Origin of the sequence: Burkholderia sp. BCC1993 (assembly GCF_905339865.1) — a bacterium.
Taxonomy (GTDB): domain Bacteria; phylum Pseudomonadota; class Gammaproteobacteria; order Burkholderiales; family Burkholderiaceae; genus Burkholderia.
Genome location: NZ_CAJPGZ010000014.1, coordinates 113,511 through 134,307, shown reverse-complemented (window position 1 = coordinate 134,307; position 20,797 = coordinate 113,511). Strand labels below are relative to the sequence as shown.

The window sequence follows — 20,797 nt, the reverse complement described above, 5'->3', positions numbered from 1 at the left end:
GCGGCCCGCACCCAAGCAGGCGACGTGTACGTCGCACCGAAAGTCACGGACGGGACCGGCGCACTTGCCGAAGCGCGGCGCCGACCGGCCAGCCAGGAGATCACGATGAAGCATGCACACACCCTCAAACTCGCGTTCGCATTCGCGTGCGCGCTCGGCTCCGGCGCGGCATCGGCCGACGGGCAAACGCTGCGTTTCGGCCTCGAGGCGCAATACCCGCCGTTCGAGTCGAAGGCGCCGAACGGCGACCTGCAGGGCTTCGACATCGACGTCGGCAACGCCGTCTGCCAGACCGCGAAGCTGTCGTGCAAGTGGGTCGAGACGTCGTTCGACGGGCTCATTCCCGCGCTGCAGGGCCGCAAGTTCGACGCGATCAACTCGGCGATGAACGCGACCGAGCAGCGGCGCCAGGCGATCGACTTCACGACGATCATCTACCGCGTGCCGACGCAGCTGATCGCGCGCACCGGCAGCGGCCTGCTGCCGACGCCGGAAGCGCTGAAGGGCAAGCGCGTCGGCGTGCTGCAGGCGTCGATCCAGGAAACCTACGCGAAGGCGCACTGGGAGCCGGCCGGCGTGTCGATCGTCGCGTACCAGGACCAGAACCAGGTGTATGCCGACCTCGTGTCGGGCCGCCTCGACGCGACGCTGGTGCTTGCGCCGGCCGGCCAGCGCGGCTTCCTGTCGCGCCCGGACGGCAAGGGCTTCGCGTTCGTCGGCCAGCCGGTGCGCGACGACCGCATTCTCGGCAGCGGGATCGCGTTCGGCCTGCGCAAGGGCGACGACGCGCTGAAGGGCAAACTCGATGCGGCGATCGACAAGCTGAAGGCGGACGGCACGGTGAAGTCGCTCGGCCAGAAGTACTTCGGCGACATCGACATCTCCACCAAGTAAGCGGACGCGCGCGATGCAGACCCTGGAGACGGCCGCCGCGCGTTGCGGCCACGATGCGGCGGCGCCGGCGGACGACGCGCTCGAGGCGGCGCTCGTCGCCGCGCTGGGCGACACGCTGGTCACGCGGGCGGCCGAGATCGATCCGCGCTACTTCACCGCGTACAACGAGTCGGCCGGTGTGCGGCCGCGCGCGCTGGTGCGGCCGCGCAGCGTCGACGACGTGTCGCGCACGCTCGCGCTGTGCACGCGGCTCGGGCAGCCGGTCGTGCCGCAGGGCGGCCTCACCGGGCTCGCGCGCGGCGCGGTCGCGCTGGGCGGCGAGATCGTGCTGTCGATGGAGCGTTTCGCGGGCGTCGAGTCGATCGACGCGGCGGCGGGCACGATGACGGTGCGCGCCGGGACGCCGCTGCAGACGGTGCAGGAGGCCGCGGACGCGGCGGGCTTCACGTTCGGTGTCGATCTCGGCGCTCGCGGCTCGTGCCAGATCGGCGGCATGCTCGCGACCAACGCGGGCGGCACGCGCGCGATCCGTTACGGCATGATGCGCGAGCAGGTGCTCGGCCTGGAAGCCGTGCTCGCCGACGGCACCGTCGTGTCGTCGATGAACCGGATGCTGAAGAACAACGCGGGCTACGACCTGAAGCAGCTGTTCATCGGCAGCGAAGGCACGCTCGGCATCGTCACGCGTGCCGTGCTGCGGCTGCATCCGAAGCTGGCCGCGCCGGCCACCGCGCTCTGTCGCGTGCACGGCTACGATGCCGTCGTCGGGTTGTGGAACCGTCTGCGCGCACTGCCCGAGCTCGTCAGTTTCGAAGCGATGTGGCCGGCCTTCTACGAATACGTGGCGCGTCATACGCCCGGCGTCGTCGCACCGTTCGCGGGCGACGGCGGCTTCGCGGTGCTGATCGAGTGCGCGACGAGCGCACCGGGCGGCGATGCACGCGCGGCGCTGGAAAACGGCCTGGCGGATGCAATCGACGCGGGGCTCGTGGACGATGCGGCGCTTGCGACGTCGGAGCGGCAGGCGCGCGACTTGTGGACACTGCGCGAAGGCCTCGCAATCGATGCGCTGCCGCACCTGGTGAACTTCGACGTGAGCCTGCCGACGGGCGAACTCGGCCTGTTCGCCGAGCGCTGCGAAGCGGCATTGCGCGCGGCCTGGCCCGACATCGTGTGCCTGTGCTTCGGCCACGTCGGCGATGGCAACGTGCATATCGGCGTTTCGCTCGACGGCATGCGCGATGCGGACGCCGATGCGATCGATCGCTGCGTCTACACGGTCGTCCGGGACATGGGCGGCTCGGTGTCGGCGGAGCACGGCATCGGGGTGCTCAAGCGCGCCTATCTCGCGCACACGCGCAGCGAAGCCGAAATCGGCCTGATGCGGCGCCTGAAGGCCGCGCTCGATCCCGCCGGCGTGCTCAACCCCGGCAAGGTGCTTTGAGCGGCGCGGGCCGATGGCTGCGCGTCAGCCGTCGACCCAGCGCAGCGCGCCGATCTTCAGGTGTTCGACGACGCTGCGCGCCCAGTCGAGCTCCGCGTTCAGCAGCACGAGCGCATGCTCGTTCTGCAGCAGGAACAGGCGCGGCACCTGGTCGTTCTGCGCGGCGTTGCGCAGCGACTCGAGACGTTCGCGTTCGGCTTCGAGCGCGGCGATGCGGTGCTCGAGTTGCCGGCGGGCATCGTCGGCATCGAGCAGGGGCAGGAACGCGAGGCCGGCGCCGAATGCCGGAAACTCGCGCGCGGGCTCGGCGAGCAGCGCATGCAGCCATGCCTGGCCGGCCGTATGTCCGGCTTCGGTCAGCGTGTACAGCGTGCGCTCGGGAAACGCGCCGTCGCGCTCGGTGTCGTGCACGGCGATCAACCCGTCGCGCAGCAGCCGGTCGATCGTCTGGTAAAGGCTCGTGCGCTGCCGCACATTGACGACTTCGTCGTAGCCGCGCGCCTTCAGCTGCTGCAGCATTCCGTACGGATGCATCGGCGTTTCGGTGAGCGTCGCGAGGACCGCGAGTGCGAGCGGAGACGGGCGGCTGGTTGACATGAATAGTTATGTTATGTCTAGTAAGAATATAACTAGTATCAACTAGACTATCATATTCCACAAGGGTTTCAGCCGAGGTGCGAGCGCTTTGCGGCCGGCGCGACGGTTTCCATCGTCGCGAGACCGTGCACGATTCCACAGTCCTCGACCGAATGTTCGCCGACACACTGGCGGCGCAATTCGGTGAGCTGGTCGCGCAGATGTGTCAGTTCCGCGAGGCGCGCATCGACGTGGCCGATGTGTTCGTCGAGCAGCGCGTTGATCGAATCGCACGGGTCGGCCGGCGTGTCGGTGAGCTGCAGCAGCGCGCGGATTTCGTCGTGCGCCATGTCGAGCGCGCGGCAGTTGCGGATGAAGCGCAGCCGTTCGACGTGCACGTCGGTGTAGTTGCGGTAGTTCGAATCGGTGCGCTCCGCATCCGGCATCAGCCCCTCCTTCTCGTAGAAGCGGATCGTTTCGGGCGTGCAGCGGGCCGCCTTGGCCAGTTCGCCGATCTTCATGGCTTTCTCCTTTGCAAGGGTTGACCTTGTAGTGGCTTCAGGGTGTTAACTGTACTCCGTCAAGCCATAGAGGAGGTTGTCATGACCGACGCGCAGCGTACCCACGACCCACGACACCGTCATGCCGGCGGCGCCGAGACCTGCTGCGCCGATGCGCGCGACCCGCAGGCGGCGACCGTTGGCGACGCGGCGCCGGCGGCCGGCGAGCACGCGCACGGCGACGCGGCGGCGCGCGACGGGCAGTCGCGCGGATGCGGCCACGACCACGATCACGCATCGGCGCACGTCGCCGGGCACGACCACGATGACCATGCCGGCCACGCGCACGGCGCCGGGCATGAGCACGGCGCGGCGTGCTCGCACGACCACGCGGCACACGACCATGCCGCGCATGACCATGCTGATCACGATCACGATCACGATCACGATCACGATCACGATCACGACCACGACCACGACCACGACCACGACCACGACCACGACCACGCGGCCGGCGCCTGCTGCGCGCCGGCCGCGCTGACGCTCGCACCGCTGCCGGCCGCGCGCGCGACCGCCTCGGGTCACGTGCGCTCCGCGTTCCGGATCATGCAGATGGACTGCCCGACCGAGGAAACGCTGATCCGCAAGAAGCTCGGCGGGATGCAGCAGGTGTCGGCGCTCGAATTCAACCTGATGCAGCGAATGCTGACCGTCGACCACGTGGCCGGTGCGCAGCCTGCGATCGAAAGCGCGATCCGTACGCTCGGGATGACGCCGGAGGCCGCGTCGGCCGACGCGCCGGCAACGCCGGTCGCGCCGCCGCCCGCGAAGCCGTGGTGGCCGCTCGCGGTGGCCGGCGTCGCCGCGATCGCGTCCGAGGCCGTAAGCTGGGCCGGCCTGCCGGTGTGGCTGTCGGCGGTGCTGGCGCTCGCGGCGGTGCTCACGTGCGGGCTGACCACCTACAAGAAGGGCTGGATCGCGATTCGCAACGGCAACCTGAACATCAACGCGCTGATGAGCATCGCGGTGACGGGCGCGATGGCGATCGGCCAGTGGCCGGAAGCCGCGATGGTGATGGTGCTGTTCACGATCGCCGAGCTGATCGAGGCGAAGTCGCTCGATCGCGCGCGCAATGCGATCCAGGGCCTGATGCAGCTCGCACCGGACACCGCGACCGTGCAGGACATCGACGGCACGTGGCGCACGATCGAGGCCGCGCAGGTCGCGCTCGGCGCGATCGTGCGCGTGAAGCCGGGCGAGCGGATCGGGCTGGACGGCGAGGTGGTCGCGGGCCGCTCGACGGTGAACCAGGCGCCGATCACCGGCGAGAGCCTGCCGGTCGACAAGACGGCAGGCGATGCGGTGTACGCGGGCACGATCAACGAAGCGGGTTCGTTCGACTATCGCGTGACGGCGGTTGCCGCCAACTCGACGCTCGCGCGGATCATCCACGCGGTCGAGGAAGCGCAGGGTGCGAAGGCGCCGACGCAGCGCTTCGTCGACCAGTTCGCACGCGTCTATACGCCGATCGTGTTCGCGGTCGCGCTGCTGGTCGCGGTGGCGCCGCCGCTCGTCATGGGCGGCGCGTGGCACGACTGGATCTACCGCGCGCTGGTGCTGCTCGTGATCGCGTGCCCGTGCGCGCTGGTGATCTCGACGCCGGTGACGATCGTGTCGGGGCTCGCGGCCGCGGCCCGGCGCGGGATTCTCGTGAAGGGCGGCGTGTATCTGGAAGAAGGCCGCAAGCTCGCGTGGCTCGCGCTCGACAAGACCGGCACGATCACGCACGGCAAGCCGGTGCAGACCGATTTCGACCTGCATGCGACGGACCTCGACGCGGCGCGCGTGCGTCACCTCGGTGCGAGCCTCGCGGCGCGCTCCGATCATCCGGTGTCGCAGGCGATCGCCGCGGCGGCGCGTGATGCGCAGACGGCGGCGTTTGCCGACGTAGAGGAGTTCGAAGCACTCGTCGGGCGCGGTGTGCGCGGCACGATCGACGGCGCGCGCTACTGGCTCGGCAACCACCGGCTCGTCGAGGAGCTCGAACGCTGCTCGCCGGCGCTGGAGGCGAAGCTCGACGCACTCGAGCGGCAGGGCAAGAGCGTCGTGATGCTGGTCGACGACACGCGTGTGCTCGGCATCTTCGCGGTGGCCGACACGATCAAGGACACCAGCCGCGCGGCGATCGCCGACCTGCACGCGCTCGGCATCCGCACCGCGATGCTGACCGGCGACAACCCGCACACCGCGCAGGCAATCGCGCAGCAGGCCGGCATCGACGATGCGCGCGGCAACCAGTTGCCCGAGGACAAGCTCGCGGCGGTCGAGGAACTGTCGGCGGGCGGCGCGGGCGCGGTCGGGATGGTCGGCGACGGGATCAACGACGCACCGGCGCTCGCGCGCGCCGACATCGGTTTCGCGATGGGCGCGATGGGCACCGACACGGCGATCGAGACAGCCGACGTCGCGCTGATGGACGACGACCTGCGCAAGATTCCCGCGTTCGTGCGGCTGTCGCGCGCGACGCACCGCGTGCTGGTGCAGAACATTGGCTTCGCGCTCGGCGTGAAGATCGTGTTCCTCGGCCTGACGGTCGCGGGGCTCGGCACGATGTGGATGGCGGTGTTCGCCGATGCGGGCGCGAGCCTGATCGTCGTCGGCAACGGCTTGCGGCTGCTGTCGAAGACGGGCGTGTTCGACAGCGCGCGGACGCAGTGACGAGGAGCGGGCGATGAGCTTTCTGAAACGGATCCTGGGCGGCCACGGAGGCGGTCACGGCGGGGGTGGCCACGGCGGTGGGCATGGAAGCGGCCACGGTAGCGGCGAGCATCATGGCGGAGCGGGCCGGGAAGGCCATGGCGGCCACGATGCGCGCGGCCGCGATCGTCACGGCTGGGGCCGGCAGCCGTCGGCCGACGCGCAGGGCGGCCCGGGCAGCAACGTGCCGCTGCGTCAGTTCGCCTGTGCCGGCTGCGGCGCCATCAACGCGGCGGATGCGCGATTCTGCGCGCAGTGTGGTGTAGCGCAGCGGGGCAAGGCATGCAGCCGCTGCCACGCGGCGCTGGCCGCTGACGCGCGCTTCTGTCCGGGCTGCGGCACGCAGGCCGGGTAAGGCTCGATCGCCGGCCTTGTTGGCTGGCGTGACGGCCGACCTTCAAGGACGGTATGACGCCTGCAACGGGCGTCGCCAGGCACGGCGTGCGGGCTCGCTACGAGCTTCCGAGCTTCCGAGCCCCCGAGCCCGGGACCTGCCGCTCAACGCAGCGGCAAATGAATCTCGGTGCGCAGGTCGGCCGGCGCCGCATCCATCGGCGTATTCAGATACAGCTCGAACGGCGGCGCGTCCGCGGCTTCGCGGCCCGAGTGACGCAGCCAGTCGCCGTACAGCCACTGGTAAGCAGTCTTGAGGTCCGCATACGGCCCCGTATGCAGCAGCACCGCATACTCGCCGCCCGCGATCGTGATGCGCTCGACCGGCGGCGCCGGCTCGACGTCCGGCGCAGCGTCGGCCGGCACGAAGCACGCTTTCGCTCGCAATTGCGCTTCGGGCGTGGTGTTCGGATCGTCGTAGAAGATCCCGATCATCTTCGCGCCGGGGCCGATCAACCCGTGCTGCCCGACCCACGCGCCGATCTGCCCGAACGCGTCGCCGACCTTCAGGTAAGCGCCGGTATGCGCCACCGCGTAACCGCGCAGTTCCGGCTGCCGCCGGATCTCGACTTCATGCTTGAACATGTCTTCCTCTCCTCGCTGTAACGGATAGATCGGCCGGTGGACCCCGGCGCGACGGTGCTGCGCGGGCGGCACGCCGTAAGCATCCCGAAATGCGCGTGCGAACGCGTGCGTCGAACCGTAGCCGGCGCGCCGGGCGATCGCGTCGAGCGGCAGCGCCGTGCAGACGAGGTCCTCCGACGCGCGCACGATCCGCATCCGCCGCACCGTCAGCACGATCGACTCGCCGTACAGCGCGCGATAGACGCGCTGCCAGTGATACGGCGACAGGCACGCGATGTCGGCGAGCCGGTTCAGGTCGAGCGTGTCGTCGAGGTGCGTGCGGATGTGGTCGTGAACGCGCGCGATGCGTGCTGCATAGCGGGCCCACGCGGGCGTTTCGGCTTTCGTTTCGACGGTCATGCGTGCGTCCCCCGGCAGGAATCGACGTCACGGTAGCACGCCGCCGATTGATAAATCTTGCGGAGATGCGTAGGTGCACCGAATCCGCCCCTTTTTAATTGCGCCGAAATGGGGTCTCGTCCCCGCCGAGATATGTCTAAAGTTAAAGACGGTGAAATCGGGTAATCGCGTCATTTTTCTCGGGTAAGTTGCTTGGGGCGGCAACGCACGGTTTTTCGAAGTACGCAGGTAGTTCGTCGATGTTCAATCGCAACGCCACGTTTTTCGGGAGAAGAAGAAATGGATGCTTCCAGCTTCATCACGTCGCTGCAGACCACGCTAGGCGGATACCTGCCGAAGATTGCCGGCGCGATCGGCATCCTGGTGATCGGCTGGCTGATCGCCGTCGCGGTGCGGGCCGGCGCGCTCCGGCTGCTCAACGCGCTGAAGGTCGATCAGCGGATCAACGAAAGCACCGGCCAGGGCGCGTACGTCGAGCGGATCATCGCCGGCGGGCTGTTCTGGCTCGTGCTGCTCGTCACCGCGGTGGGCATCTTCAACGTGCTCAACCTGTACGCGGTGTCCAATCCGTTCTCGCTGCTCGTCACCCACATCGTCAACTACCTGCCGAACCTGATCGGCGGCGCGGCGCTGACGCTGATCGCGTGGCTGATCGCATCGCTCTTGCGCAGCCTCGCGAACCGTGCGCTGAAGGCGAGCAAGGTCGACGACAAGCTGTCCGAAAGCGCGGGCATGCAGCCGATGAGCGGCTATCTCGGCGACGTGCTGTTCTGGCTCGTGATCCTGATGTTCCTGCCGGCGATTCTCGCGTCGTTCGCGCTGTCCGGCCTGCTGTCGCCGGTGCAGGGAATGGTCGACAGGCTGCTCGCGATCGTGCCGAACCTGTTCGCGGCCGCGGTGATCGGCTTCGTCGGCTGGGTCGTCGCGCGCGTGCTGCGCGGCCTCGTGACGAACCTGCTGGTTGCCGCCGGTGCCGATCGCCTCACGCAGGGTCTCGACAGCCCGACGCCGGTGCGCGTGTCGAGCCTGATCGGCACCATCGTCTACGTGTTCGTGTTCGTGCCGACGCTGATCTCCGCGCTCGACGCGCTGAAGATCGACGCGATCTCGATTCCCGCCACCAACATGCTGAACCAGTTCCTCGGCGCGGTGCCGGACATCGTCGCGGCGATCGTGATCGTGCTCGTCACGTTCTATTTCGCGCGCTTCGTCGCGTCGCTCGCGCAGAAGCTGCTGGAAGCCGCCGGCGCCGACGGGCTGCCGGCCGTGCTCGGCGTCGAGCGCGTGTTCTCGGGGATCCTGCAGCCGTCGGTGCTGGTCGCGCGGCTGATCGTGTTCTTCGCGATGCTGTTCGCGTCGGTCGAGGCCGCGAACCGGCTCGGCTTCACGCAGGTGCGCGACGTCGTCACGCTGTTCATCGAATTCGGCGGCCATGTGCTGACGGGCGGCGTGATCCTCGTGATCGGCGTGTGGCTCGCGGGCCTCGCGCGCCGCGTGATCGAGCAGGCCGACCGCGAGCACAGCGTGCTGTTCGCACGGATCGCGCAGTTCGCGATCCTCGGCCTGGTGTTCGCGATGGGGCTGCGCGCGATGGGCATCGCCAACGAGATCGTGCAGCTCGCGTTCGGCCTCGTGCTCGGCGCGATCGCGGTGGCGGTCGCGCTGTCGTTCGGCCTCGGCGGCCGCGAGGCGGCCGGCAAGCTGCTCGACCGCTGGTTCAACCAGCGCAGCGGCGGTCAGTAACGCCAGTGACGCGTCGGCCGTCCGGCCGCTTCGCGCGGCCGGACGGCGTGTGCATGACGCTCGTGGAGAGCCGAGCGCCGAGAGCCGAGAGCCGAGAAGCCGAGAAGCCGAGAAGCCGAGAAGCCGAGAAGCCGAGAAGCCGAGAAGCCGAGAAGCCGAGAAGCCGAGAAGCCGAGAAGCCGAGAGCCGAGAGCCAAGTGCCAAGTGCCAAGTGCCAAGTGCCAAGTGCCAAGTGCCAAGTGCCAAGTGCCAAGTGCCAAGTGCCAAGCGCCCACCGCCCACCGCCCACCGCCCACCGCCCACCGCCCACCGCCCACCGCCCACCGTTGCCGTCGGCGAAACGTCAGCCGTCATCTTTGCCGAATTTCGATAACACGTCGTTTAATGACTCTCTAGCATCGATTCTCAGTCGCGCGGGCCCGCAGGCCGGCGCCTTTCAGGAGAATCCGATGAAAGCAGAGTCGAATGGCCGGCCCGCCGCCGGCGCCAAGTCGTCCGGCCAGCCCGCGCTGCAGCAGACGCTTGGGACCTGGCAACTGTGGGGCATCGCGGTCGGCCTCGTGATTTCAGGCGAATACTTCGGCTGGAGCTACGGCTGGGCGAGCGCCGGCACGCTGGGTTTCGTCGTCACCGCGCTGTTCGTCGCGGCGATGTACACCACCTTCATCTTCAGCTTCACCGAGCTGACGACGTCGATCCCGCACGCGGGCGGCCCGTTCGCGTATGCGCGCCGCGCGTTCGGCCCGACGGGCGGCTATCTCGCCGGCGCGGCGACGCTCGTCGAGTTCGTGTTCGCGCCGCCCGCGATCGCGCTCGCGATCGGCGCGTACCTGCACGTGCAGTTTCCGGGGCTCGAACCGAAACACGCGGCGATGGGCGCGTATCTCGTGTTCATGGCGCTGAACATCGTCGGCGTGCAGATCGCCGCGACGTTCGAGCTGGTCGTCACGCTGTTCGCGATCTTCGAGCTGCTGGTGTTCATGGGCGTCGTGTCGCCGGGCTTCGCGTGGAGCAACTTCATGAAGGGCGGCTGGTCGGGCGCCGATCATTTCAGCGTTGGCGCATTCCACGGCATGTTCGCCGCGATCCCGTTCGCGATCTGGTTCTTCCTCGCGATCGAAGGCGTCGCGATGGCCGCCGAGGAAGCGAAGAACCCGAAGCGCTCGATCCCGATCGCGTACGTGGCCGGCATCCTGACGCTCGTCATCCTCGCGATCGGCGTGATGGTGTTCGCCGGCGGCGCGGGTGACTGGACCAAGCTCGCGAACATCAACGACCCGCTGCCGCAGGCGATGAAGTACATCGTCGGCGCGAACAGCGGCTGGATGCACATGCTCGTGTGGCTCGGGCTGTTCGGGCTCGTCGCGTCGTTCCACGGGATCATCCTCGGCTATTCGCGCCAGATCTTCGCGCTGGCCCGCGAAGGTTATCTGCCGGAGTGGCTCGGCAAGGTGCATCCGCGCTTCAAGACGCCGCATCGCGCGATTCTCGCGGGCGGCGTGGTCGGCATCGCCGCGATCTACAGCGACGAGCTGATCCAGTTCGGCGGCCAGACGCTCACCGCGAACATCGTGACGATGTCGGTGTTCGGCGCGATCGTGATGTATATCGTAAGCATGGCGGCGCTGTTCAAGCTGCGCCGCTCGCAGCCGAACCTGGAGCGGCCGTTCCGCGCGCCGCTGTACCCGTTCTTCCCGGCATTCGCGATCGTTGCAGCCCTGATTTGCCTTGCGACGATGGTGTACTTCAACGGGCTGGTGGCGATGGTGTTCATCGCGTTCCTCGCGCTCGGCTACGCGTACTTCCTCGCGACCCGTTCGCAGCGTGCGAGCGCACCGGGCGACGCGCTGCTCGAGGAATGAGGATGGCCGACCCGAACGGCCGTTCGTGACGGCATGCGGCGCGCCCCGTCGAACGGGCGCGCCGTCGGCGTCAGGCAAGGCAAGGACTGGCAAGGAGATTCGAACGATGTCCTACACGGAGACGATCGGCCCGCGCACGTACCGTTTCGCGGACCTGAAGACGCTGCTCGCGAAGGCGAGCCCGCTGCGCTCGGGCGACCAGCTCGCCGGCGTCGCGGCGGCGAGCGAGGAGGAGCGCGTGGCCGCGAAGATCGCGCTCGCGGGCGTGCCGCTGAAGGCGTTCCTGAACGAAGCGCTGATTCCATACGAACACGACGAGGTCACGCGCCTGATCCTCGACGATCACGACGCGGCCGCGTTCGCGGAGATCTCGCACCTCACCGTCGGCGACTTCCGCAACTGGCTGCTGTCGCCCGCGGCCGACGGCGCCGCGCTCGAACGGATCGCACCGGGCCTCACGCCCGAGATGGTCGCGGCCGTGTCGAAGCTGATGCGCAACCAGGACCTGATCGCGGCCGCGCGCAAGCGCCGCGTCGTCACGCGCTTTCGCAACACGGTCGGGCTGGCCGGCCGGATGTCGGTGCGGCTGCAGCCGAACCATCCGACCGACGACGTGAAGGGCATTGCCGCGTCGATGCTCGACGGGCTGATGTACGGCTGCGGCGACGCGATGATCGGCATCAACCCGGCGACCGACAGCCTCGCGGCGATCGTGAAGCTGCTCGCGATGATCGACGGGTTCCGCGAACGCTACGGCGTGCCGACGCAGTCGTGCGTGCTCACGCACGTGACCAACACGATCGCGGCGATCGAGAAGGGCGCGCCGGTCGACCTGGTGTTCCAGTCGATCGCGGGCACCGAGAAGGCGAACGCGAGCTTCGGGATCTCGCTCGCGCTGCTCGGCGAGGCGCGCGAGGCCGCGTTGTCGCTCAAGCGCGGCACCGTCGGCAACAACCTGATGTACTTCGAGACGGGGCAAGGCAGCGCGCTGTCGGCGAACGCGCATTTCGGCGTCGACCAGCAGACCTGCGAGGTGCGCGCGTATGCGGTCGCGCGCAAGTTCGATCCGTTCCTCGTGAACACGGTGGTCGGCTTCATCGGGCCCGAATACCTGTACGACGGCAAGCAGATCATCCGCGCGGGGCTCGAGGATCACTTCTGCGGCAAGCTGCTCGGCGTGCCGATGGGCTGCGACATCTGCTACACGAATCACGCGGAAGCCGACCAGGACGACATGGACACGCTGCTGACGCTGCTCGGTGCGGCCGGCATCAACTTCATCATGGGGATTCCGGGTGCGGACGACGTGATGCTGAACTACCAGAGCACGTCGTTTCACGACCAGCTGTACGTGCGCGAGGTGCTCGGCCTGCGCCGCGCGCCCGAGTTCGAGGAATGGCTGGAGACGATGGAGATCGCCGACGCGCACGGCGCGCTGCGCGCCGCGAGCGCGCGCGTGCCGCTGCTCGCGGGCGCGAACGACTGGATGGGGATTTCGGCATGAGCGACGCCGTCGAAAAGAACCCGTGGGCGCAGCTGAAGTCGTTCACGAACGCGCGGATCGCGCTCGGCCGCGCGGGCAGCAGCCTGCCGACCGCGCCGCTGCTCGCGTTCAACCTGTCGCACGCGCAGGCGCGCGACGCGGTGCACCAGCCGCTCGACGCGGACGCGCTGCGCCGCGAGATCGACGCGGCCGGCTTCGCGACGCTCGGCGTGCAGAGCGCGGCGCCCGACCGCCAGCACTACCTGCGCCGGCCCGATCTCGGCCGCAAGCTGTCCGATGACGGACGCGCGCTGCTGGCCGGTTACGGCGCGGCGCTCGACGACGCGCCCGAGGTGGTGTTCGTGGTCGGCGACGGGCTGTCGGCGTTCGCGGCCGCGAAGCAGGCGCTGCCGCTGCTGCAGGCCGTGTGCCCGCGGCTCGAAGCGGACGGCTGGCGGATCGGCCCGGTGGTGGTCGCGACGCAGGCGCGCGTCGCGCTCGGCGACGAGATCGGCGAACTGCTGCGCGCGCAGGTCGTCGCGATGCTGATCGGCGAACGGCCGGGGCTCAGCTCGCCGGACAGCCTCGGCGTATACCTGACGTGGGCGCCGAAGGTCGGCTGCCACGACGCGCTGCGCAACTGCATCTCGAACGTGCGGCCCGAAGGGCTGCCGCATGCCGCGGCCGCGCACAAGCTGCATTACCTGATGACGCACGCGCGCCGGCTTGGCCTCACGGGCGTCGGGCTGAAGGACGACAGCGATGCGCTGTTGCCGCAGGCGGAAGCGGAGCGGATCGGCGCGGATTGATGCGGATTGATGCGGATTGAGGCGGATTGAGGCGGATCGATGGCGCGACCGCGCCGTCCGTCTACTTGAACAACCGCTCGCACAGGAAGTCGACGAACACGCGCAGCTTCGGCGACAGCTGCCGGCTCGACGGCCACACGATCGAGAACTGCCCCGGCGCGATCCGGTAAGCGTCGAGCACCGTGACGAGCGCGCCCGTGTCCAGCGCGTCGCGCGCGAGGAAATCGGGCATGTAGCCGATGCCGAGCCCCGCCATGACCGCACCGCGCAGCGCTTCCATGTTGTTGCAGGTCATCGCGGTGCGCAGCTTCAGCGGCGTGCCGTCGTCGGCGGCGAGCGCCCAGTCCTGCAGCTTGCCGGTGGTCGGGAAGCAGTAGCGCACGCAATCGTGCGCTTCGAGATCGCGCGGCGCCTGCGGCGTGCCGGCCTGCGCGAGATACGCGGGCGTCGCGCACAGCACGAACGCGAACGGGCCGAGCCGCCGCGACATCAGGCTCGAATCCGACAGCGGGCCGCTGCGGATCACCGCGTCGAAGCCGCCTTCGACGACATCGACCATCCGGTCGTTGAAATCCAGGTCGAGCTCGACGTCCGGATAGCGCAGCCTGAATTCGGGCAGCACCGGCAGCAGGAACCGGTAGCCGATCACCGGCAGGCTCACGCGCAGCTTGCCGCGCGGGCGCTGCGCGGCGGCCGTCACGGTCGCCTCCGCATCGCGAAAATCCTCGAGGATCCGCTGGCAGCGTTCGTAGAAATGGCGCCCTTCGTCGGTCAGCGTGACGCGCCGCGTCGTGCGGTTGAACAGGCGCACGCCGAGCGACTGCTCGAGCCGCGCGATCGTCTTGCCGACGGCGGAGGCCGAGATGCCGAGCGCGCGGCCGGCCGCGACGAAGCTGAGCGCTTCGGCGGTGCGGACGAAGGCGGCGATGCCGTTCAGGTTTTCCATCGACGTAGGCGGGCAAGCGGATGCGATGCAGTGAATTGAGGAATTTTAGTCCGTTATATACGGAGTCTCGCGTTGTTTTTCGGTGATTGAATCGAAATTATCCTTGATCGCGCTTGAGGCGCATCCGCGCCGGCTTTTCGAGGAGCAATGATGGATCACCCGTTTTCAGCCGATTCAGTCACGTCGGCACGCCGGCGCACGTGGGTGCTGGCCGCCGTCTGCATGGCCGCCGTCGCGCTGCCGCTGTCGTTTTCGGGCGGCGCGGTCGCGACGCCCGCGATCGGCCGCGACCTGCACGGCGGCCCGGTCGCGATGAACTGGATCACCAACGCGTTCATGCTCGCGTTCGGCAGTTTCCTGATGGCGGCGGGCGCGCTGGCCGACCAGTTCGGCCGCAAGCGCGTGTTCGCGATCGGCGTCGGCGGCTTCACGCTGATGTCGGTTGCGCTCGCGTTCGCGCCGTCGATGCTCGCGGTCGACCTGCTGCGCGGCGCGCAAGGGCTCGCGGCGGCCGCGGCGCTCGCGGGCGGCACGGCCGCGCTGGCGCAGGAGTTCGACGGCGCGGCGCGCACGCGTGCGTTCAGCCTGCTCGGCACGACCTTCGGCATCGGGCTCGCGTTCGGGCCGGTGCTCGCCGGCTGGCTGATCGCGCACGGTGGCTGGCGTGCGATCTTCGTCACGGGCGCGGCGGCCGGCATGCTGTCGCTCGGGTTCGGGTTGCCGCGCATGCACGAGTCGCGAGATCCGCGCGCGACGGGGCTCGACTGGCCCGGCACCGCAGCGTTCACCGCCGCGCTCACGCTGTTCACGTTCGGCGTGATCGAGGCGCCCGCGCGCGGCTGGACGCATCCGCTCGTCGTTGCGCTGCTGGCGTGCGCGGCGCTCGGCGCGTGCGCATTCGTCGCGATCGAGACGCGCGTCGCGCGGCCGATGCTCGACCTGTCGCTGTTCCGGATTCCGCGCTTCGTCGGTGTTCAGGTGCTGCCGGTGTCGACCTGCTGCTGCTACATCGTGCTGCTCGTCGTGCTGCCGCTGCGCTTCATCGGCATCGACGGCTTCAGCGAAATCGACGCGGGCTGGCTGATGCTCGCGATCTCCGCGCCGATGCTCGTCGTGCCGCTCGTCGCGGCGACGCTCACGCGCTGGCTGTCGGCCGGCGTGATCTCGGGGCTCGGGCTCCTGCTCGCGGCGGCGGGCCTCGTGTGGCTGGGCGTCGCGCTGCGCGGCGGCGCGGGGCCGGCGGCGATCGCGCCGATGCTCGCGATCGGCATCGGGGCCGGCATGCCGTGGGGGCTGATGGACGGGCTGTCGGTCAGCGTCGTGCCGAAGGAGCGCGCGGGGATGGCGACCGGGATCTTCAGTACGACGCGCGTGGCGGGCGAGGGGATCGCGCTCGCGATCGCCGGCGCGGTGCTGGCGACCCTCGCGCACGCCGATTTGCGGCAGGCGACGGCGGGGACATCCGACGCGGCGCTGCGGGCGGCCGCGCGCCTCGCGACCGGCGATCTCGCCGGTGCGGCGGCCGGGTTGCCGGGCGTCGGTCGTGCGGCGCTGCTCGCGAGCTATGTGCATGCATTCGATCGGCTGCTGATCGGGCTCGCGGTCGTCACGGTGCTGTGTGCGGTCGTGGTGTTCGCGTTTCTCGGTGCGCGGCCGGCGGTGGCGGAAGCGCGCGGCGATGACGGCGAACAGGCGCATACCGACGCGCGGGCGCGTCGCCGGACCGAACCGGCTTGCGTGGAGGCAAGCGGGCGGTGAGTGTGCGGTGAGCGAGGCGTCGTCGGGGGCGTGCAGGTCGGCAATCGCGGACCGCGCGCCCGGGCATTCTGCGATCGCGCGAATCCGTGTACCGACGATCGGCCCCGCGCGCGAATGACCGGAGGGCGTTGCGTCGCCGGGCACGCGTTCATCGGGAACGGCGCCGGCGTGCTCCTGCACCGACGACTCGCTCGGCGCGTCACGTTTGCGCAAGCGGCCGTAGTGCCTCATCGGCCCATGCGCGCCCGCCTTGCCGCGACGACGGCATGGTGCTGCGCCTCACGCCAGCACGAGCGGCGGCAGTCCCGCATCGGCCCGCGCGTGCGCGCTTTCCACGTCAACGACCACATAACGCGGCGCATCCGGCCACAGCTGCGCGCGGCTTCGCGCCTCTTCGTCGATCGTCGCGCGCCCCTGCACGAGCCACGTCGTCTGCCGGACGAAATCGACGAACAGCAGCGCGATCGCCGGATTTACGAGCAGGTTGCCGATCGTGTTGAACAGGTTGTTGCCCGCGAAGTCGGGCAGCACGAGCGTGCGGCGATCGGGCAGGTCGACGAGCGGGGCGAACGAACCGTCCGCGCGCGGCTGCCGGCCGCGATACGAGCAGTCGGCGTCGCCCGTCGCGTTCGCGGTCGCGACGATCAGGAATGCCTGCGAATGGATGAACGCGACGGCATCGTCGCTCAAGGGGCCCGGTTGGTTCATGGTTCGGTCGGCGCGTGGCCGATGCGTGCGGATCCGCGTTCCGCACGCAAGCGACATGCCACGCGGCGAGCGTGGCGCGCAGCGGGGCGTACGCAGGTGCGCTGTGAAAAATCCGAACACCCGTCGTACCCGCTGTGCCGTCCCGGTGTTCAGAATCGGGACACTCGTGTTCCGTGCGCCGGCATCGCCCCCGGCGGGCGGCCGGACGCACCGCTCCTGTTCCGTTTGTGCCCGGTTTGGCACGCATGTTGCGTAAGCCGTGCAGCGCGATCCAACCGGCGCTGCATTCACACAAGCACGATGAACAGGAGACATGTATGAACCCGTTTGACCTGAAACAACTGGGCCTCGACGTCGAATACCCGTACCGTCAGCAATACGACAACTACATCGGCGGCAAGTGGGTTCCGCCGGTGAAGGGCGAGTATTTCGAGAACGTGTCGCCGATCAACGGCAAGCCGTTCTGCCGCGTGCCGCGCTCCGGCGCCGACGACATCGAGGTCGCACTCGATGCCGCGCACGCCGCGCGCCGCAAGTGGGGCAAGACGTCGGTCACCGAGCGCGCGAACCTGCTGCTCGCCGCCGCCGACCGGATGGAAAAGAACCTGAAGCTGCTCGCGGTGGCCGAGACGATCGACAACGGCAAGCCGCTGCGCGAGACGATGGCGGCCGACCTGCCGCTCGCGATCGACCACTTCCGCTATTTCGCGGGCTGCATCCGCGCACAGGAAGGCGGCATCTCCGAGATCGACGACAACACCGTCGCGTATCACTTCCACGAGCCGCTCGGCGTCGTCGGCCAGATCATCCCGTGGAACTTCCCGCTGCTGATGGCCGCGTGGAAGCTCGCACCGGCGCTCGCGGCCGGCTGCTGCGTGGTGATGAAGCCGGCCGAGCAGACGCCCGCGTCGGTGCTGGTGCTGATGGAGCTGATCGGCGACCTGTTCCCGGCCGGCACGATCAACATCGTCAGCGGCTTCGGCAAGGAAGCGGGCGAGGCGCTCGCGACCAGCAAGCGGATCGCGAAGATCGCGTTCACCGGTTCCACGCCGGTCGGCAAGCACATCCTGCGCGCGGCGGCCGAGAGCCTGATCCCGTCGACGGTCGAACTGGGCGGCAAGAGCCCGAACATCTTCTTCGCCGACGTGCTCGACCAGGACGACGCGTTCCTCGACAAGGCGCTCGAAGGCCTCGCGATGTTCGCGCTCAACCAGGGCGAGGTGTGCACGTGCCCGTCGCGGATCCTGATCCAGGAATCGATCTACGAACGCTTCATCGAGAAGGCCGTCGCGCGCGTCGAGCGCATCAAGGGCGGCCACCCGCTCGACCTGCAGACGATGATCGGCGCGCAGGCGTCGCAGCAACAGCTCGACAAGATCCTGTCGTACATCGACATCGGCCGCGACGAAGGCGCGCAATGCCTGACGGGCGGCGAGCGCACGGCACCGGCCGCCGACCTCGGCACGGGCTATTACGTGAAGCCGACGATGCTGTTCGGCAACAACAAGATGCGCGTGTTCCAGGAGGAGATCTTCGGGCCGGTCGCGTCGGTGATGACGTTCAAGGACGAGCAGGAGGCGATCGAACTCGCGAACGACACGTTCTACGGGCTCGGCGCGGGCGTGTGGACGCGCAACGGCACGCGTGCGTACCGGATGGGCCGCGAGGTCGAGGCCGGCCGCGTGTGGACCAACTGCTACCACCTGTATCCGGCGCACGCGGCGTTCGGCGGCTACAAGCAGTCCGGCATCGGCCGCGAGACGCACAAGATGGCGCTGTCGAACTATCAGCAGACGAAGTGCCTGCTGGTCAGCTACCAGGCCGAGGCGCTCGGGTTCTTCTGATCGCCGCAGCAGGGGGCGAAGTGCCGGGGCCGGCCGGGCGGCAGCGCAACGCTGCCCGGGACGGCGGCCGGTGCCGGACGGCAGCGACGCGTCCGGCGCCGGCTTGCCGTGGAAGGTTCGGTGGTCGGGCGCTGGCTGTCCGGCCTTCGGCCGCCGGGCGGCGTCCGCGGCGCGGCGGCAATGCGCTGACGCCGGTTCGTCCGGCACTTCGCCGTTTTCTCGTTTCGACATTCGATACGGGCGTCGGCATCCGCGCCGGCCGGCGCGCGTTCGCGCCCGTATCGCGCCCGTATTGCGCCCCGATGGCCCCGACGGAAACCAGCATGGCAGAACTGCCCGGATCCTATCCGCGTCACCCGGTGTTTCACGCGGGCGAGCTCGACGCGCATCACCGCTTCGGCGTCACCGACGAAGCCGAGCGGATGAGCGACGTCGTGACGACGCGGCTGAACATCGGCGTGCGTCAGTTCGTCGAATCGCAGCCGTTCATGTTCGTCGGCACGACGACCGGCGGCCCGGCCCCGGCGCGCATGAGCTGCGACATCGTGCAGGGCATGCGCGACGCGAACGGCGATCTGTGGCCGGTCGTGCGCGTGATCGACACGAAGACGCTGCGCTTCGCGCTGCCGGCGCACGGCGGCCACCGGCTCGATGCGCTGGCGTGCGACGACTGCGGCGTCGGGCTGCTGTTCATCGATTTCGTGCGCGGCATCCGCTACCGGATCAACGGCCGCGCAACGCTGCGCACCGATCTGCCGGAAGCGGACGCGGCGCCCTGGCGGGCGGGCAGTCCGATCGTCGAACTGGCGGTCGCGCAGGCGTACGGCAACTGCGGCACGCGGGTGGTGCGGTTGCGGCCGGGCGCGTAGCGCGTCGCCGAACTGCCGGCGGCGCGCATGCCGCACCCGCGCGGTGCGCGGCATGCCGCCTCCGGGTGCGCCCGCATGGCGCGCATTGGCTGCACGGCGTTGAATGACGGGCTTGTCGCCGGACCGCGCGATTCGGCACGGGACTTGCGTGTTGGACGCGGTCCCGGGCGGGTGAGGAGAACATGATGGGTCAACGAGTGGAGTGCATGGCCGAGCCGACGGCCGAGGACACGCGGTGCAGCGCGCAGGGCGACGACGCGCTGGCCGGCCAGGCCGTGGTCAGCGTCGCGCACGACGCCGACGAGCAGGCGCGCAACCTGATCGGCTGGCGGCAGACCTACGACCAGCTCGCGGCCGGCCGCTTCGTCGGCACGCTGACCGAGCTGCCGCTCGACACGATGAAGCTGTTTCGCGAATCGACCAGCCACCTGCTGCGGCAGGCGTGCGAGGTGCGCGGCGACGCGTACTGGTTCGGCATCCCGCTGATGAGTGACGGCACCGCGCGGGTCGATGCGTGCCGCATCGGCCCCGGCGCGCTCGCATTCCGGCCCGGCAACGTCGAATTCGAATTGCTGACACCCGCGCAGTTCTCGATCTACGGCGTGGTCGTGCGCGGCGACGTGCTGCGCCGCTACGCGGAGGAAGTCGAACGCCGCGCGCTCGACGAGCGGCTGTTCACGCAGCGCGTGATCCAGATCGGCGATACGCGGCTCGCGCGCCTGTGCGCGCTGCTCGGCGGCCGCCTCGACGGCGCGGCGGCCGCGGGCGGGCCGCTGCCCGACGCGCAGCGCGACGACCTGCAGGCCGAGGTGCTGGCGGCGCTGTTCGACGCGTGCGCGCAACCGGCTGACGACGGCGCGGGCGGCGCCCCGTCGACACGGCGCTGGCTCGTCGAGCAGGCGCGCGAGTACGTGCTCGCCCACCGCACGCGCCCGGTCGGCGTGCCCGAGCTGTGCGAGCAGTTGCATGTGAGCCGGCGCACGCTGCAGTACTGCTTCCAGGACGTGCTCGGCATGGCGCCCGCGACCTATCTGCGCACGCTGCGGCTGAACGGCGCGCGGCGCGACCTGTGCGGGCGGGCGGCCGGTTCGGTGCAGGACGTCGCGGAGGCGTGGGGCTTCTGGCACCTGAGCCAGTTCGCGACCGACTATCGGCGGCTGTTCGGCAAGCGGCCGTCGGAGACGCTGCGCGAGCGGGCGGTGACGGTGGCGGCCGGGTGAGGCGGGC

At 69.4% G+C, this 20,797-nt stretch carries 18 protein-coding genes; 12 read left to right on the top strand and 6 right to left on the bottom strand.

Annotated elements, in window-relative coordinates; all coding sequences use genetic code 11:
* The first annotated feature begins 105 nt into the window (after positions 1–105).
* Entirely contained in the window at positions 106–894 is a 789-nt protein-coding gene (locus tag U4Y91_RS23925; protein ID WP_044849065.1) for an ABC transporter substrate-binding protein, read from the top strand.
* 13 nt (positions 895–907) lie between these two features.
* Entirely contained in the window at positions 908–2,338 is a 1,431-nt protein-coding gene (locus tag U4Y91_RS23920) for an FAD-binding oxidoreductase (protein WP_321807151.1), read from the top strand.
* A gap of 24 nt (positions 2,339–2,362) precedes the next feature.
* Here U4Y91_RS23920 and U4Y91_RS23915 read toward each other — a convergent pair whose 3' ends face one another.
* The 3 genes from U4Y91_RS23915 to U4Y91_RS23905 form a co-directional block, all read right to left on the bottom strand.
* Entirely contained in the window at positions 2,363–2,935 is a 573-nt protein-coding gene (locus tag U4Y91_RS23915) for a PadR family transcriptional regulator (RefSeq protein ID WP_321807150.1), read from the bottom strand.
* Between the two features lie 68 nt (positions 2,936–3,003).
* Complete coding sequence (gene cadR, locus U4Y91_RS23910) at positions 3,004–3,435, bottom strand: Cd(II)/Pb(II)-responsive transcriptional regulator (RefSeq protein WP_014895515.1); 432 nt, start codon at positions 3,433–3,435, stop codon at positions 3,004–3,006.
* A gap of 45 nt (positions 3,436–3,480) precedes the next feature.
* Positions 3,481–3,999, bottom strand: coding sequence for a hypothetical protein (locus tag U4Y91_RS23905; protein WP_321807149.1), 519 nt, complete (start codon positions 3,997–3,999; stop codon positions 3,481–3,483).
* Positions 4,000–4,026: 27 nt separating this feature from the next.
* Between U4Y91_RS23905 and U4Y91_RS23900 the strand changes: the two genes are divergently transcribed.
* Positions 4,027–6,132 (top strand): heavy metal translocating P-type ATPase, encoded by a 2,106-nt coding sequence (locus U4Y91_RS23900; protein ID WP_321807148.1) that lies wholly within the window; start codon positions 4,027–4,029, stop codon positions 6,130–6,132.
* A gap of 13 nt (positions 6,133–6,145) precedes the next feature.
* Positions 6,146–6,526 carry a zinc ribbon domain-containing protein gene (locus tag U4Y91_RS23895; RefSeq protein ID WP_321807147.1) on the top strand — a complete coding sequence of 127 codons (381 nt, stop codon included), beginning with the start codon at positions 6,146–6,148 and terminating at the stop codon, positions 6,524–6,526.
* 143 nt (positions 6,527–6,669) lie between these two features.
* On the opposite strand, the gene U4Y91_RS23890 is transcribed toward U4Y91_RS23895, so the two are convergent.
* Positions 6,670–7,548 carry an AraC family transcriptional regulator gene (locus tag U4Y91_RS23890; protein WP_321807146.1) on the bottom strand — a complete coding sequence of 293 codons (879 nt, stop codon included), beginning with the start codon at positions 7,546–7,548 and terminating at the stop codon, positions 6,670–6,672.
* 279 nt (positions 7,549–7,827) lie between these two features.
* On the opposite strand from U4Y91_RS23890, the gene U4Y91_RS23885 reads away from it, so the two are divergent.
* From U4Y91_RS23885 to eutC, 4 genes are all read left to right on the top strand, one after another.
* Positions 7,828–9,291: a mechanosensitive ion channel gene (locus tag U4Y91_RS23885; RefSeq protein WP_321807145.1), complete on the top strand. Its 1,464-nt coding sequence runs from the start codon at positions 7,828–7,830 to the stop codon at positions 9,289–9,291.
* Positions 9,292–9,740: 449 nt separating this feature from the next.
* Complete coding sequence (eat, locus tag U4Y91_RS23880) at positions 9,741–11,153, top strand: ethanolamine permease (RefSeq protein WP_321807144.1); 1,413 nt, start codon at positions 9,741–9,743, stop codon at positions 11,151–11,153.
* Between the two features lie 106 nt (positions 11,154–11,259).
* Positions 11,260–12,657, top strand: a complete 1,398-nt coding sequence (locus U4Y91_RS23875; protein ID WP_044848390.1) for an ethanolamine ammonia-lyase subunit EutB — start codon at positions 11,260–11,262, stop codon at positions 12,655–12,657.
* A complete protein-coding gene (gene eutC / locus U4Y91_RS23870; protein WP_044848389.1) occupies positions 12,654–13,445 on the top strand; it encodes an ethanolamine ammonia-lyase subunit EutC in 792 nt (263 codons plus the stop codon). Before U4Y91_RS23875 ends, eutC begins: the two co-directional genes overlap by 4 nt.
* Before the next feature lie 61 nt (positions 13,446–13,506).
* Here eutC and U4Y91_RS23865 read toward each other — a convergent pair whose 3' ends face one another.
* Positions 13,507–14,391: a LysR family transcriptional regulator gene (locus U4Y91_RS23865; RefSeq protein WP_321807143.1), complete on the bottom strand. Its 885-nt coding sequence runs from the start codon at positions 14,389–14,391 to the stop codon at positions 13,507–13,509.
* Positions 14,392–14,541: 150 nt separating this feature from the next.
* Between U4Y91_RS23865 and U4Y91_RS23860 the strand changes: the two genes are divergently transcribed.
* A complete protein-coding gene (locus U4Y91_RS23860) occupies positions 14,542–16,149 on the top strand; it encodes an MFS transporter (protein ID WP_321807142.1) in 1,608 nt (535 codons plus the stop codon).
* Positions 16,150–16,428: 279 nt separating this feature from the next.
* Here the strand turns inward: U4Y91_RS23860 and U4Y91_RS23855 are convergent, their stop codons facing one another.
* A complete protein-coding gene (locus tag U4Y91_RS23855) occupies positions 16,429–16,857 on the bottom strand; it encodes a pyridoxamine 5'-phosphate oxidase family protein (protein WP_321807141.1) in 429 nt (142 codons plus the stop codon).
* 317 nt (positions 16,858–17,174) lie between these two features.
* On the opposite strand from U4Y91_RS23855, the gene U4Y91_RS23850 reads away from it, so the two are divergent.
* From U4Y91_RS23850 to U4Y91_RS23840, 3 genes are all read left to right on the top strand, one after another.
* The gene (locus U4Y91_RS23850) at positions 17,175–18,701 is read left to right on the top strand and encodes an aldehyde dehydrogenase family protein (protein WP_124520460.1); all 1,527 of its coding nucleotides are present in this window, start codon (positions 17,175–17,177) and stop codon (positions 18,699–18,701) included.
* Between the two features lie 323 nt (positions 18,702–19,024).
* Positions 19,025–19,570 carry a hypothetical protein gene (locus U4Y91_RS23845; RefSeq protein ID WP_321807140.1) on the top strand — a complete coding sequence of 182 codons (546 nt, stop codon included), beginning with the start codon at positions 19,025–19,027 and terminating at the stop codon, positions 19,568–19,570.
* Between the two features lie 185 nt (positions 19,571–19,755).
* The gene (locus U4Y91_RS23840; protein WP_321807139.1) at positions 19,756–20,790 is read left to right on the top strand and encodes a helix-turn-helix domain-containing protein; all 1,035 of its coding nucleotides are present in this window, start codon (positions 19,756–19,758) and stop codon (positions 20,788–20,790) included.
* Positions 20,791–20,797: the final 7 nt, after the last annotated feature.

Excerpts from the sequence above, each read along its gene's own strand:
- cadR (WP_014895515.1), bottom strand. The coding sequence starts at position 3,435 with ATGAAGATCGGCGAACTGGCCAAGGCGGCCCGCTGCACGCCCGAAACG.
- U4Y91_RS23895 (WP_321807147.1), top strand. The coding sequence starts at position 6,146 with ATGAGCTTTCTGAAACGGATCCTGGGCGGCCACGGAGGCGGTCACGGC.
- eat (WP_321807144.1), top strand. The coding sequence starts at position 9,741 with ATGAAAGCAGAGTCGAATGGCCGGCCCGCCGCCGGCGCCAAGTCGTCC.
- U4Y91_RS23900 (WP_321807148.1), top strand. The coding sequence starts at position 4,027 with ATGGACTGCCCGACCGAGGAAACGCTGATCCGCAAGAAGCTCGGCGGG.
- U4Y91_RS23875 (WP_044848390.1), top strand. The coding sequence starts at position 11,260 with ATGTCCTACACGGAGACGATCGGCCCGCGCACGTACCGTTTCGCGGAC.
- U4Y91_RS23845 (WP_321807140.1), top strand. The coding sequence starts at position 19,025 with ATGGCAGAACTGCCCGGATCCTATCCGCGTCACCCGGTGTTTCACGCG.
- eutC (WP_044848389.1), top strand. The coding sequence starts at position 12,654 with ATGAGCGACGCCGTCGAAAAGAACCCGTGGGCGCAGCTGAAGTCGTTC.
- U4Y91_RS23920 (WP_321807151.1), top strand. The coding sequence starts at position 908 with ATGCAGACCCTGGAGACGGCCGCCGCGCGTTGCGGCCACGATGCGGCG.
- U4Y91_RS23860 (WP_321807142.1), top strand. The coding sequence starts at position 14,542 with ATGGATCACCCGTTTTCAGCCGATTCAGTCACGTCGGCACGCCGGCGC.
- U4Y91_RS23865 (WP_321807143.1), bottom strand. The coding sequence starts at position 14,391 with ATGGAAAACCTGAACGGCATCGCCGCCTTCGTCCGCACCGCCGAAGCG.
- U4Y91_RS23915 (WP_321807150.1), bottom strand. The coding sequence starts at position 2,935 with ATGTCAACCAGCCGCCCGTCTCCGCTCGCACTCGCGGTCCTCGCGACG.
- U4Y91_RS23850 (WP_124520460.1), top strand. The coding sequence starts at position 17,175 with ATGAACCCGTTTGACCTGAAACAACTGGGCCTCGACGTCGAATACCCG.
- U4Y91_RS23855 (WP_321807141.1), bottom strand. The coding sequence starts at position 16,857 with ATGAACCAACCGGGCCCCTTGAGCGACGATGCCGTCGCGTTCATCCAT.
- U4Y91_RS23925 (WP_044849065.1), top strand. The coding sequence starts at position 106 with ATGAAGCATGCACACACCCTCAAACTCGCGTTCGCATTCGCGTGCGCG.
- U4Y91_RS23890 (WP_321807146.1), bottom strand. The coding sequence starts at position 7,548 with ATGACCGTCGAAACGAAAGCCGAAACGCCCGCGTGGGCCCGCTATGCA.
- U4Y91_RS23885 (WP_321807145.1), top strand. The coding sequence starts at position 7,828 with ATGGATGCTTCCAGCTTCATCACGTCGCTGCAGACCACGCTAGGCGGA.
- U4Y91_RS23840 (WP_321807139.1), top strand. The coding sequence starts at position 19,756 with ATGGGTCAACGAGTGGAGTGCATGGCCGAGCCGACGGCCGAGGACACG.